The organism is Streptomyces sp. NPDC025793, from assembly GCF_055558375.1.
Genome location: NZ_JBVHMR010000041.1, coordinates 42822 through 56037, shown reverse-complemented (window position 1 = coordinate 56037; position 13216 = coordinate 42822). Strand labels below are relative to the sequence as shown.

The window sequence follows — 13216 nt, the reverse complement described above, 5'->3', positions numbered from 1 at the left end:
GCTGGTCACACTTCCGTAGACACAGCCAGGCACGAGCCCGCCGCTCCCACTACAAACGTCGAGGGCACAACCCCCAGATGCGGTTGCAGTACTAGTGCCTGTCGTCCACCTGGTCTCCCACTATTGGGGTGCGATCGTTGAGCCAGTCGTCGACGGTGACGACATCCGCCCACTGCGGGAACAGTCGCTCGATGAGGACCCGGTGCATCTCCGGGTCGGTGTCCAGGCAGGCGTCGGAGAGGACGGTGAGGCCGAAGTCCAGGTCGTTCGCCTGGCACAGGGTATGCAGCACCACAGCGCTGGTGGCGATGCCGGTGAGCACGAGATTGTGGATACCGCGTGCCCTCAGCACCACGTCGAGATCGCTGCCCGAGAACGCACTTGCCCGCCTTTTGGTGACCACCACGTCGCCCGGCAGGGGCGCCACCTCGGGGTGGATCTCGGTTCCTGGGGCGCCCTCGATGTAGAGGCGGGCCCGTGCGATGGCAGCGAGAGCCCTGTTGCGCGTGCCGACTTCGGGGAAGCCGGGGCGTAACGCGATGACTACGTAGATCACGGGGATGTTTGACTCCCGGGCCCCGTCGATCGCCCTGCGCAGGCGTGGCAGGTATCCGGAGTCGTCGTCGGCGATGTCCACGATGGCTCGTTGGACGTCCATCACGAGAAGGGCGGTGCTCATGTTGTCTCCAGGTACGAAGTCAGTTCGACATTGAAACGGGTTGGGTTCCTCTGTTCGGACCCTGCGCGGCTGGCAATGGCGGTGGTGCCCGTCGGGCGAGATGAGAAGGGCAGAGGCGCTCAGCCGACAGTTCGTGCGACGCATGGTAGACGACGGCTTCCTGCACGGTCTGGGGGAGAGCCTCGCCGGTCCGGCACACCCTCGATCGCCGGTCGTATGCACCGGACCTGATGGACGGTGCGGCTGTCAGTCGGCGAGTGCGGCGTTGACGAGTGCCTTGATGTACGGGAGGTCGTTGCCGGTCCCCGTCGGGTTGAGGGAGTAAACCAGGCGGTGTCGGAGGTCGCGGGTGGCGAAGACTCCGTTGTCCCAGCCGGGGCGGGAACCGGTTTTGCCCCACGCGTACTCGCCGTTGGGGAGCTGGTAGCGCATGAGTCCGCCGATGCTGTAGCAGGCCGCCGGGCCGGAACAGTTCGTGTTGTCGGTGGCGTTGTTCGCATGCGGCACCTCGAAGACCAGCTTCTGCTGGGCGGGCGGGAGCAGGCGGCCCCGGAACAGCGCGGTGGTGAAGCGGTCCAGGTCGGCGGCGGTGGAGATCATGCCTCCCTCGGCCCACGGGTAGGGGCTCTGCTCGGTCACGTCCTGCCCGTCGACGTACACCTCCGCGTGGGGCGAGGGGATCATCGGGTCGTCGGCGGCGGGCAGGCTGGTGTGGCGCAGGTGCAGCGGCCGGATGATCCTGTGCTCCAGTTCGGCGGTGAAGGAGTGGCCGGTGACCTTCTCGACGATCAGGCCGAGGACGAAGGAGTTGAGCCCGTTGTACTGCTGCTCGGAGCCAGGTGCGGGCGGCGTGCCGGTGGCTGCGGCGAACGAGTCGCGCAGGAAGTCCTCGGGTGTCACGGACTTCAGCTGCCATCCGGGTCCGTCGGCCGGGCCGGGGGTCGGTGCGGGTTTGGGCAGGCCGCTCGTGTGGTCGAGGAGATGGCGCACGGTGACGCGGTCGTACGCCTCGGGCAGCACCTCGGGGACGTATCGCCGCACCGGTGTGTCCAGGCCGATCCGGTGCTCGGCGACGAGCTGGAGAACCACCGTATTGGTGAAGGCTTTGGTGACACTGCCGATCCGGACGTACGCGTCAGCAGTCACCGGACCGGCAGTGGCGCCCGCGCCGTCCCGTCTGACCAGTGCGCCCGCAACGACACCGTCGGGCAGGTGGTCGAGGATGTCCTGGACGCTGGGGTTCGCGGACGCCCGGGCGCTGGAAGCGGGCGGGGCGGCCGCCGAGGGCAGGGCCGCACCGGCGGTGAGCGCGGTGGCCAGGGCGAGGGTGGTGACGGCGAGGCGGGTGCGCATCGAGGTTTCTCCGGAACGGCGCTGATGGGAGTTGCTGACAACGTCAACTCTGCTGCCAATCAGGGACGTTGCCCATCCGTGATCACCCTGATCGCAACCCCAACCTCTCCCTGAGAGACGCGGCTTGGCGCTGCCGCCACAGTGGAAGTCCGGCGACATCTCGATCGCGCCGGACGTGCTCAGTCCGTGCTGGTCCAGCTGCTCGATGCGTCCGGCGTCGAGGTCCGGTTCACGTGCTGTCGTCGCCGTTGGCGAGGATGGCGTGGGCGGCTCCCAGAAGCCGTGCGCAGCGTCGGGTCATGGCCTCGGGGGACTGTTCGGGGTGGTTGATCCACCAGCGGACCAGGGCTGTGCACAGGCCGCGCCATACGTGTATGAGGGCGTCGGCGTCGAGCGGGTCGCTGGCTCCGGCGGTGTGCAGGAGGTCGGCGGTGCCGGTCGCGGCGAGGTCGTCGATGGCCTCCCGGAAGTAGGCCGCGCGACGGGCTGCGTCGCTGTCGGGTGGCAGCGAGGGGTCGTAGAGGACGAACCACGCCTCGCGCTGTCCGTCGAGTGCGGTGAACAGGGCGTTCAGTACGCGCAGGGGTGTGGATGGTGCGCCGGTGTCGTGTTCGGCCATCGCGGCGCGGATGGCGCCCAGCAGTTGGCCGCCGACCGGGTTGAGGCAGGCGAGGTAGAGGTCCTGCTTGCTGCCGAAGTACTGGTGCAGGAGCGGTTTGGTGACGCCGACGCGGGTGGCGATGGCGGCCACCGTGGTGGCGTCGTAGCCGTGGCGGCCGAACTCCTCGGTGGCCGCGGCCAGGACCTGTCGTTCGCGCGCGGCCCTCGGTACGCCCTTGGTGCCGGCTCTGGAGGAGAGCGTTGTCATGCAACCCGATCTTACCCTAGGGTAATTTACCGACGGGTAAATTCCTTGGACCCCGCTGGAGCGCACCCATGTCCGCCACCGCGACCGACCCCCGTACCTCCCGCGCCCGCTCCTGGTGGGGCTGGGGCTACGCCGACGCCCACCCCGACGACGCCGAATGCGCCGCGCTGGGGGCCATGCTGCCGGGCACCCTGGCCCGCCTGCTGCCGATCCCCCGCATCGCGGATCTGCCCATCGGCCGTCCCGCCGCGACGCCCCCGCCCTCCCTGGCGCACCTGGTCGCCGCCGACCCGCAGGCGCGCGCCGCCCACGCCATGGGCAAGGCCTACCGCGACGTCATCCGGGCCCTGCGAGGCCGGCCCGGCCGGATCCCCGACCTCGTCGCTCACCCGACCGGCGACCAGGACGTGGCCGACCTGCTCGACTGGGCCGGCGAGCACGGCGTGGCCGTCATCCCCTTCGGAGGTGGCTCCTCGGTCGTCGGCGGCGTCGAGTACCGAGGCGACACCCACCGCGCCGTACTGTCACTCGACCTGACCTCGATGGACCGCGTCCTGGAGATCGACGCCACCAGCCGCTCAGCCCGCATCCAGGCCGGGACCCTCGGCCCCGTACTGGAAGACCAACTGCGGCCCCACGGCCTGACCCTGCGCCACTTCCCGCAGAGCTTCGAGTTCTCCACCCTCGGCGGCTGGATCGCCACCCGGGCCGGCGGCCACTACGCCACCGGCCACACCCACATCGACGACTTCGTCCAGTCCCTGCGCGTGGTCACGCCCGCGGGAGCCGGCACGTCCTGGCGCCTGCCCGCATCCGGCGCCGGACCGTCGCCCGACCGGTTCTTCATCGGATCCGAAGGCATGCTCGGTGTCATCACCGAGGCATGGATGCGCCTGCGGGAACGCCCGCGCCACAAAGCCTCCGCGTCCGTGGCCTTCACCGACTTCCACCGCGCGCTGGACGCCGTGCGGGCCATCGCCCAGTCCGACCTCGCCCCGGCCAACTGCCGCCTGCTCGACCCCGGCGAGGCGCTGCTGTCCGGCGCCTCCCGCGACGGCTCCGCCGTCCTGGTGCTGGGCTTCGAGTCCGCGGCCTCTCCCGTCCACGACCGCCTCGCGGCCGCCGTGGACCTGGCCCGCACCCATGGTGGCCGGGGCGAGACGGCTGCGGCGGACGGCGACGCCCCGGCCGACGCGGCCGTGGGCGCGTGGCGTTCGGCGTTCCTGCGCATGCCCTACCTGCGCGACGGACTGGCCCGCATGGGCGCCGTCGTCGAGACCTTCGAGACCGCCGCCACCTGGGACACGATCCCCGTCCTGATCGACGCCGTCCGCACCGAGGTCGGCGCCGCCGCCTCGAAAGCCATCGGACACCCCGCCACCATCAACTGCCGCCTCACCCACGTCTACCCCGACGGCGCCGCCCCCTACTTCACCGTCGCCGTCGCCGGCCGGCCCGGCGACGAGGTCGGGATCTGGGACGACATCAAAGCCATCGCGACCGACGTCCTGCACCGCCACCACGCCACCATCACCCACCACCACGCCGTCGGCCGCGACCACCGCCCCGGCTACGACCTCCAGCGCCCGGAGCCTTTCGCGCTGGCGCTGCGTGCCGTCAAGGACGCCCTGGACCCCCACCGCATCCTCAACCCCGGCGTCCTGCTCGACTGAAAGAACAGCGGTGATCGGGCGAGGAGGGCAGCAACTGCCGCAACGACCTTCCCACGCAGGCCCCCGACGGCGAAGCACGGGTGAACGGCGGCATCTCCACTTGGCCGACCGGACGGCCGCAGCACCGATTCGCCGGTGACCCGGCCGGGCAACTCACCGCCTTGCTGGTCGTGCTGCTGTCGGTCCTGGCCGGTCCGCTCCGTCGGTGCGCGCGGATACGTGGCCTACCGGCGGCCGGTGGTCAGCCAGCCGCTCACGGTCACTCTGGCCGGTGCCACGGTCCTGGTCGCCGTGAGAGGGGGACTTTCTTGCGCCACCCTCTTGCGTGGTGTCATGTACGGGTCCAGACTCCGGCTTGCAAACACGCGTGCACCTTGCGCGAACGTCCTTCACCCCCACCACCGGGCGTCCCCGGCTGCTTGAAGGGATGTTCAGTGCCACGCTTCACACTTGACCAAAGACACCGCCGTGCCGCTGTCACCGGGAGTGCGGCCGCGATCGGCGTAGCGACCTGGAGCGGCGAGACGGCTCGAGGGAAGCCGGTGGTGCCGGCCGGGAGCGCGGTGAAGGCGATCAGCCACCGGACGTGAGAGCGCCGCTTGCGGCGCGTCCTCCACGGCGGATCGGGGCCGCTGTCGCGCCCGCGCATCGCGGACCGGGAGTGACGCGCATCCGCCGACCGGTGCCACGAAGGCCGCGCGGAAGGTCCTGGCACCACCCGCGCCACGTCGCGCTCTCACCGGATTCGGCTCTGTCGGGCGGCAGCGGTGGCACCGGGATTCACACCGTCCTGCATCACCAGCGTCTGGCACACCCGTTCACACAGTTATAGGAGCAGTATGTCCAGATCCAGACCGGCAAGAGGAAGAAGACCCCTGCTGATCGGTGTCATGGCCGCGGCCATGGCGTTCGCCACCCCGGCCTTCGCCACTCCCTCGTTCGCAGCCGCCGCTGCCGCGGCGCCCCACACCGCTGCCCCCGCCCTTTCCCAGGTCAGCAGCGATCCGTACACCGACTCGCAGGCCCAGCACGCCACCGAGGTGGAGCCGGACACCTACAGCTTCGGCAGCACCGTCGTCGCCGCCTTCCAGGTCGGGCGGGTCTCGGGCGGCGGGGCGTCCAACATCGGATGGGCGACCTCCACCGACAGCGGACAGACGTGGACGCACGGCTTCCTGCCCAGTTCCACCACGAACACCGGCGGCCCGTACTCCGCCGCCAGCGACGCCTCCGTGGCCTACGACGCCAAGGACGGTGTGTGGATGGTCTCGTGGCTGGGCATCGGCTCCGGAAACAACGTCGACGTGGAGCTGAGCCGTTCCACGGACGGCGGCCACACCTGGAGCGCCCCGGTCACCGTCTCCACCGGCACCTTCGACGACAAGAACTGGACGGTCTGCGACAATCACTCCGCCAGCCCGTACTACGGCCACTGCTACACCGAGTACGACGACGCCAACGCCGGCGACGCCGAGCACATGAAGACCTCGACCGACGGCGGTGCGACCTGGGGCGCGCAGCAGAGCCCCGCCGACAGCCCGAGCGGACTCGGCGGGCAGCCGGTCGTGCAGCCCAACGGAACCGTCGTCGTACCGTTCTCCTCCGCCACCGAGGACAGTGAACGCGCCTTCATCTCCACCAACGGCGGCAGCAGTTGGGGCTCCAGCGTGCAGATCGCCACCGTGTCGCACCACCCGGTGGCCGGCCTGGAGGACGCCGCCGCCGACATGTCGCGGCTGGACACGCTGCGCGAGGGACCGCTGCCGTCCGCCGAGATCGACGCCTCCGGCCGGGTCTACGCGGTCTGGTCCGACTGCCGCTTCCGTACCAGCTGCAGCAGCAACGACATCATCATGTCGACCTCGACGAACGGCACCTCGTGGAGCTCGCCGGCTCGCGTGCCGATCGACGCGGCCAACAGCTCCGCCGACCATTTCGTGCCCGGTATCGGCGTGGACCCCAGCAGTTCCGGCACCAGCGCCCGCATCGCGCTGACGTACTACTACTACCCGGACGCCTCCTGCACGGACACCACCTGCCAGCTCGACGCCGGCTACGTCTCCTCCGCCGACGGCGGCGCCACCTGGACGACACCGATCCAGCTCGCCGGCCCCATGACGCTGGCCTGGCTGCCGAACACCACGCAGGGCAGGATGTTCGGCGACTACATATCCACGTCCGTCCTGTCCGGCGGCAACGCCGTCACCGTCATCCCCGTCGCCCATGCCACCAGCGGCAGCACCTTCGACGTGGCGATGTACGCACCGACCGGCGGCCTGCCGATCGGCAGCGGCCAGCCTGGCGGCAACACCGTCACCGTCACCAACCCCGGTGACCGGACCGGTACCGTCGGCACCGCGGCGAGCCTGCAGATCGCCGCGACCGACTCCTCCTCGTCCGCCAAGCTCACCTACAGCGCGACCGGCCTGCCGCCCGGCCTGACCATCGCCGCCGCCAGCGGCCTGATCTCCGGCACACCCACCACCGCCGGCACGTACCACGTGACCGTCACCGCGACCGACGACACGAACGCCACCGCCTCCACCACCTTCACCTGGACCGTCAACCCGGCCGGCGGCGGAACCTGCACCACCACCGGCCAGAAGCTCGGCAACCCGGGCTTCGAGTCCGGCACCACAGTGTGGTCCGCCAGCTCCGGTGTCATCGGCCAGTACGGCTCACAGGGAGAGGCCCCGCACAGTGGTACGTGGGACGCCTGGCTGGACGGCTACGGCAGTTCCCACACCGACACTCTCTCGCAGTCCGTGACCATCCCCTCCGGCTGCAAGGCCACCCTCAGCTTCTACCTGCACATCGACACCGCCGAGACGACGACCTCGACCGTGTACGACACGCTCACCGTCAAGGCGGGCGGCACCACTGTGGCGACCTACTCCAACCTCAACGCCGCCACCGGCTACAGCCAGAAGACCTTCGACGTCTCCTCCCTCGCCGGGCAAACCGTCACCCTCACCTTCACCGGCACCGAAGACAGTTCCGCCCAGACCTCATTCGTGATCGACGACAGCGCTCTGACACTCAGCTGACCCGGCCAACTACCCCCCGTCCGCGGAGGACTGGCTGTGCAGTAGCGGCAATGAGCGACAGCGCGGCCGTGGTCTGCGTCGCTCGCGGTGTGCCGTACGCCGACACGTCCTCCTACCGGCCTTCGTCCTGTGCTGACATCCGTTTTGGTATGTCAGCACAGGCGCGAGCCGGCTTGCCGCCGAGAACAGGGCTCGTGGCCGTCAGCGTTGCCCGACACGCTGTGGCGAGCACCGGGTTCATGGTGTGGACCGTGGCTCCGAGCAGCGTGACTCCGGGGATGCTCCGCAGTCCTTCGCCGCCTTGATGACTGCCGAGGAAGTCGGCCGGCGTCGTGCCGTGCGAACCCGTCGACGCGGTCCTGACGGCGGCGAGGACGGTGGACCGGCGGCTGCGTCATCTTCCGGCCCGGGTGAGGGTACTTCCTGCTCGCCATGTGCCTGTTCCCTGAGGTCGGCTACCGGCTGGTCCGTGACGAGCTGACGGCTGGTCCGGCCTGGAGGCAGGCCGCCCGCTCCGACCCGTACGACACTGTGTCGTTCGACGGCTCGCAGAGGGTTCCCGACAGCGGACGCGCCCAGGCCGGGCTGGGGCGACATCTCATCACGGCTGCCTCGCACCGGAGTCGATGAAGCTGGTCGAGTCCGGCCGTGCATCGCACCTGCTGCGGTGCGCCCCGGGCCCCGGAGACCCGTGTGGTGCAGGGGCCGGGGGCGTCTGCTCAGCTGTTCAGCTGTTGCTCGTGCCTGTAGTGGGATTCATCCCTGGCAGACGCCACGTGCGTAGTCGAACGTGGCCGTCGCCTGCGAGTACCGCCACTGAGGCGCGAGCAGGTTCGCCTTGAGCTGCGTCGGGGCTCTCCACCACACAGCCGAAGTCCTGGAGCCAGGGCGGGTAGAGGTTTTCCGAGCCGATGTAGAAGGCCGAGTCGTCGACCGACACCAGCTTGTGGTGTGGGGCGTAAGGGTGGCCGTCGGCCCACTTGGCGCTGTCCGAGCTGCGGAAGGTGGCCAGTTGGAGGGTGGAGCACATCGTCGTGCGGGCGGTGTTCCTGTCGCCGGTGAGCAGGGCGAGGCGGTCGCGCAGGGTGTCGCTGATCTCCGAGAGGGACCTGATCTGTGAATAGCCGGCGCTGCCGACCGCGCCCCGGTTGGCGGGGTCGCTGACCACGATGCGCGCCTTCACGCCCGCGGCCATCTTCGCGACGAGGGCGTCGTAGAGCCTGATGTCGTAGCGCGGCAGCGGCGGGCAGGTGGCGTTGAGGTCCTGCTGGGAGATCTCGATGTGGTCGCGGGCGCTCGCGACGAGGGCGCGCAGGGCGCTCTCCTCGGGGTTGACGGTGTCGTAGCCGCGGTCGGTGGTGTTGTCGTGCAGCCCGACGACGCATTTGGTGTCCGCGGCGGTGGGCAGGGTCGGGCTGAACCTCGACGCCGGGTCGCTGCTCTTGATACCGACGCCGAGGCCGCCGACGGCGATCACGGGGAGGTCCCCGCCGGGGCTCGGGGTGCCGGTGTCCCCGGCCGGCGATGGTATGCAGCCCGCACCGTTCGACGAGGCGAACCAGACGCTGGCGATGCTCGACTTGTTCTCGCATGTCCAGGACCACAGTGTGTCCAGGTACTTGCCCGCGGACTTCGCGGCGGGCCCGGTCAGCGCGAGGTCGACGTCCGTCACCGGGTGCACGGTGTCGAGGTAGTCGTTCTTCCAGCCGTTGATGCCGCCGGTGACGACCGACTGGTTGTCGACGACGAGCAGCTTGGAGTGTTCCAGGAGAACGCGGTCTTCGAGGTGGTCATCGATGCCACGTTCAGCGTGATGTCCTCGGCCGCCTTGCCCAGAGGTGTTCTCGGTCATCTTGGCGAGCAGCCGCTTGGTGCCGGGTCGATCGGCGCACTTGTCGTCGCCCCAGCAGCCGGGGGTCTGGAGCAGCCAGTCCGAGGGGTCGGCCGTCGAGGAATCGAACCGGTTGCCCGCAGTGCGCTCCCGGACACTGCCTTCGCGGCCGGGCGAGACCTTGCGCAGCGCCTGCTCCACCGCGTCGAGGTGCGGGGTGGTCGATGGACCGGGGGAGTCCGCGAGGGCCGGAGCAGCGGGCAGCCCCGCGAGGACCAGAGAAGGGGCGACGACGCGGCCCGTGAGACGGAAGCGACGGCGAAGATCGATGCCCCGAAGCGCGGCGGCAGCGCCCGCCAGGCACATGGGCCGGCTGTCGGCCTCGCGGCGCTACAAGAGGCACGACCGCCGATGGAAGCGGTACGAGAAGCAGCTGCCCGGCCACCTTCACCGCGATCGACGACTGCACCCGTCTGCGCGTCCCGCGGATCTACCCGACGCTGAACCAGGCCACCGCCATCCAGTTCCTCGACTGCGCGCTGCAGCGTCTGCCGTTCCAGGCCGAGGTCTTCAACGGCAAACCGCGCGAGTCGGAGGACGGGTACAACGACCATCGCCCCCACGGCGGCCTCGGCGGCCAGCCCCCACGAACGCCTCAGCGGAAGAGTACGACCCGGGCGTGTGCCCGGGCCGGGTCACCGGTACCTCAGGCCCGGGGCAGCGTGTGCCCTGACCCGGGCCGGACGGCTCAGCGTGCGCTGACCTTGACCGTGCTTGTGACCTGAGCGGGTTCGGTGCGCGCGTCACCGCCGAAGACCGCGGTGAAGGTCGTGTTCCTGGTGACCTTGCAGGTGATGACGAGCTTGCCGTCACGGTCCACCGTGGCCGCCTTCACCAACTCCTTCGCACCGCCCGCCGGTTGCGCGTAGACCGAGACCTTGCGCTCCTTCCACGTCTTGCCGAGCTTGGCGGTCAGTGTGGCGTTCTTCCCCGACGTGACGGTCTTGCCGTTCCCGTCCAGGGTCAGCGTCGTCTTGTTGCGCGGGACCGCGACCGTGGCCGTGACGGTCGCGGGGGCATGCGTGTCGTCGCCGGGGTAGTGGAGGGAGTAGGTGACCGTGCCGCCCGCTTCCGGGGTGTCCTCGATCTCGAACTCGCGGTCGCGCGACAGCCACACCGTGCGGGTGCCGAGCGACTTGCCCGTGGGCGAGGCGAGGTCGGTCCGCGTCACCTCGATCGGCAGGGAGTCGGGAAGCGAGGGCAGGACGAGGTCGAACTTGCCGGTCAGGGTCAGCTTCCCGTCCAGCGGGGCCTTCGCGGGCGCACTGACGCTCAGCTTGGTCACCGTCTTGGTGGCGTCGTCGAACGAGCGCAGAACGAGGTTCTTCCCGCCCGCGCCGTCGCTGGTGAGGACGAACAGCGTGCTGCCGTCGGGAGCCCAGGCCAGGCCGTGCGGCTGCACGGAGTTGTAGTCGCCGGTGCTGATGGAGCGGATCGCGCGGTTGTCTCCCGGCCGGTAGACGTACGTGTCAACGCCCTTGCCGTAACGGACCCCCACGGCCAGGGCGCCGTTCGGCGCGTACTGGACGGCGTCCGGCTCGCCCTGGATGTCGAGGGTTCTGGTGTCCTTGCCGCCGGAGAGGTCGGAGCCGAGGTTCGTCACGAAGTCGTCGGTGCCGTCCGCGGTGACGATCTCCTTCCCGTCCGGCGAGACGGCGAGGTCTTCCTGGCCGCCGAGGCTGTCGGGCATGATCTGCTTGCGGTAGGCGCGCTTCTGCGCCGTGCCGGAGGAGACGTCGTAGACGGCGAGTTCCTCCGGGGAGCGGTCCTTGTTCCCCGCGACGAGGACTCCCTGAGCGGTGGTCAGCTGCGGTGCCGACTCCCAGGGCACCCCGCCCGACTGGTTCAGTGTGACGACCGGCTTGACGCCGGAGAGGTCGAGAGAGCCGATGTTGCCACCGCCCTGGGCGTACTCGCCGTAGCTGAACCAGAGCTTGCCGCCGGCGAAGGCAAGGTCCAGCGGGGCGGTGTGCGCGCCGGTGGCGTAGCGGGCGGTCTCCTTGAGCGTGACCGTGTCGACGGCGGAGATCGCGTCGGCATCGGGCAGGGCTATGTAGAGCGTCGACGAGTCCTCGCTCAGCGCCATTCCGGTGCCGCTGGTCTCGCCGGTGATTCGGCCCACGGTCTTGCCCGTGTAGTCGGCGACCACGACGGAGTTGGTCTTCGGGTCGCTGATGAAGACGGAGTGGTGGACCCCATCCACCACCATCTCGCCCCGCGGCCAGTCCGCCGAGATCGGCAGAGTCGCACGGCTGTCCGCGGCGGCGGTCTCAGCGCCGGCCCCGGCGAGGCATACGGAACCGAGCAGGATGGCGAGCCCCGCCGTGCCTGTGGTGGCGGCTCGAGAATTGGCATGACGAACACGCATGGTCTTGCGTTCCCCGTTCACAATGTGCCCGGCCGGTTCTGCAATGGCCGGTATCGGTCGTTGACGAGGATATGTCATGTCTGGCGCACGAGTGCGACCCGGTTCCCGCGGTCATGGGCCATTTCTGGGCGTGAGGGGGCGTGGCAGTCATGGCGTGTGATGATCCTGGCTGAGCCACTGGATGGAATCTTTGACTCAGATCGCTAGGCCGCGGCCGGCAGTTCGGAGACGCTGCCTGGTCGGAGATGCCGCTTGGCCTCACCCGGCGCGCCGTCCGACGCGGAGGACGCTCAGATAGCGGCGTGATGCTCGGTCGTCCATCCGTGTGCGGATGCGCTCGGCGATGGCGTCGAGCAGGGGCTCACGGACGTCCCGTTCGAGCCTCCGGTACAGCGACGTCGAGCGAAGGAGATCGGCGAAGCCGTCCCCGTTGAACCACTGAACGGTCGGGTACCAGCGCACGGTCGTCGGACCGAACAGTCCTCCGGGGTCGTCGACCAGGCCCCAACCCTCGTCGGTGGTGCGCACGTCGTCCTCCAGCGGTGGATGACCCCAGCCGGGGTCCCCGGGGCAGAAGCGCTCGTGGAGATCGGCGGTCTCGGCGTAGACCTCCGGCTCTCCCGGCTTGCGGACAACGACGTTGCCGAGCAGCGCCATCCAGCCTCCGGGATGGAGCACGTCGTACGCTCGCCGCCAGCCAATCGACGGGTCGACCCAGTGCCACGACGACGCAGCCACGAGGGCGTCGAAGCGTCGGCCGCGATCGTCCCACCCCTCAAACGTCGACGTCTCGACTTCGACGTTGCGGAAGGTGGCGATCCGCTGGCGGGTGAGTGCGGCCATGGCTGCGCCGGGCTCGACGGCGGTCACCGAGCAGCCGAGCGCTGCCAGTGAGCGCGTCGCCTGACCGGTACCGCAGCCCACTTCCAGCACCGACGACCTTTCGTCCAAGCCGGTGATGGCGCCAAGGTCCGCGAACAGTTCCTCGGGGTATCCCGGGCGGACCCGGTCGTAGAGTTCCGGCACCTCGTTGAACACTCGGCCGAGGTCGTGTCGATTCGAGGGCACCTTCGGATCGTCGGTCACGAACGCACAAACTATGGGGCCGGTCCATGGAGACGCCACTGGTTTCCGGCAGCCGCTGACGTGCCGGAGGCGTGTGGTGGAGCCGGTTCGCCCGGCACCGACGCCGTCCGGGCCTGTGGCCATGACGGTGCGGGCGTCGGCGCGGTGTCCTGTGAGGGAGCTGTACGCGACGTTGCTGTAGTTGATGGCGACTGAGCTGGCCGTCAAAGGTGAGGACGGGCAGGCCACCACAGACGTGGGGAGAATTCCCC

General features: G+C 69.7%; 8 protein-coding genes and 1 pseudogene. 3 read left to right on the top strand and 6 right to left on the bottom strand.

Features of this window, described 5'->3' with window-relative positions; all coding sequences use genetic code 11:
• Positions 1-91 precede the first annotated feature (91 nt).
• The 3 genes from ACZ4MF_RS40550 to ACZ4MF_RS40540 form a co-directional block, all read right to left on the bottom strand.
• Positions 92-679, bottom strand: a complete 588-nt coding sequence (locus ACZ4MF_RS40550; protein ID WP_467498247.1) for a cysteine hydrolase family protein — start codon at positions 677-679, stop codon at positions 92-94.
• A 246-nt stretch (positions 680-925) separates the two neighbouring features.
• Complete coding sequence (locus ACZ4MF_RS40545) at positions 926-2032, bottom strand: serine hydrolase domain-containing protein (protein ID WP_467498245.1); 1107 nt, start codon at positions 2030-2032, stop codon at positions 926-928.
• Positions 2033-2261: 229 nt separating this feature from the next.
• Entirely contained in the window at positions 2262-2900 is a 639-nt protein-coding gene (locus ACZ4MF_RS40540; RefSeq protein ID WP_467498243.1) for a TetR/AcrR family transcriptional regulator, read from the bottom strand.
• A 68-nt stretch (positions 2901-2968) separates the two neighbouring features.
• Between ACZ4MF_RS40540 and ACZ4MF_RS40535 the strand changes: the two genes are divergently transcribed.
• Positions 2969-4573, top strand: a complete 1605-nt coding sequence (locus ACZ4MF_RS40535) for an FAD-binding oxidoreductase (RefSeq protein ID WP_467498242.1) — start codon at positions 2969-2971, stop codon at positions 4571-4573.
• 839 nt (positions 4574-5412) lie between these two features.
• Positions 5413-7620, top strand: coding sequence for a putative Ig domain-containing protein (locus ACZ4MF_RS40530; protein WP_467498240.1), 2208 nt, complete (start codon positions 5413-5415; stop codon positions 7618-7620).
• A gap of 727 nt (positions 7621-8347) precedes the next feature.
• On the opposite strand, the gene ACZ4MF_RS40525 is transcribed toward ACZ4MF_RS40530, so the two are convergent.
• Entirely contained in the window at positions 8348-9817 is a 1470-nt protein-coding gene (locus ACZ4MF_RS40525) for a phospholipase D-like domain-containing protein (protein ID WP_467498238.1), read from the bottom strand.
• Here ACZ4MF_RS40525 and ACZ4MF_RS40520 point away from each other — a divergent pair.
• Positions 9816-10122, top strand: a pseudogene (locus tag ACZ4MF_RS40520) (hypothetical protein); the annotation flags it as partial. The gene ACZ4MF_RS40525 and the pseudogene ACZ4MF_RS40520 sit on opposite strands and share 2 nt — an antisense overlap.
• 77 nt (positions 10123-10199) lie before the next feature.
• Here the strand turns inward: ACZ4MF_RS40520 and ACZ4MF_RS40515 are convergent.
• On the bottom strand, positions 10200-11879 hold the full coding sequence (locus ACZ4MF_RS40515; RefSeq protein ID WP_467498236.1) for an Ig-like domain repeat protein: 1680 nt from the start codon (positions 11877-11879) through the stop codon (positions 10200-10202).
• Positions 11880-12137: 258 nt separating this feature from the next.
• A complete protein-coding gene (locus ACZ4MF_RS40510) occupies positions 12138-12965 on the bottom strand; it encodes a class I SAM-dependent methyltransferase (protein ID WP_467498234.1) in 828 nt (275 codons plus the stop codon).
• Positions 12966-13216: the final 251 nt, after the last annotated feature.

Excerpts from the sequence above, each read along its gene's own strand:
- ACZ4MF_RS40535 (WP_467498242.1), top strand. The coding sequence starts at position 2,969 with ATGTCCGCCACCGCGACCGACCCCCGTACCTCCCGCGCCCGCTCCTGG.
- ACZ4MF_RS40525 (WP_467498238.1), bottom strand. The coding sequence starts at position 9,817 with ATGTGCCTGGCGGGCGCTGCCGCCGCGCTTCGGGGCATCGATCTTCGC.
- ACZ4MF_RS40530 (WP_467498240.1), top strand. The coding sequence starts at position 5,413 with ATGTCCAGATCCAGACCGGCAAGAGGAAGAAGACCCCTGCTGATCGGT.
- ACZ4MF_RS40550 (WP_467498247.1), bottom strand. The coding sequence starts at position 679 with ATGAGCACCGCCCTTCTCGTGATGGACGTCCAACGAGCCATCGTGGAC.
- ACZ4MF_RS40545 (WP_467498245.1), bottom strand. The coding sequence starts at position 2,032 with ATGCGCACCCGCCTCGCCGTCACCACCCTCGCCCTGGCCACCGCGCTC.
- ACZ4MF_RS40515 (WP_467498236.1), bottom strand. The coding sequence starts at position 11,879 with ATGCGTGTTCGTCATGCCAATTCTCGAGCCGCCACCACAGGCACGGCG.
- ACZ4MF_RS40540 (WP_467498243.1), bottom strand. The coding sequence starts at position 2,900 with ATGACAACGCTCTCCTCCAGAGCCGGCACCAAGGGCGTACCGAGGGCC.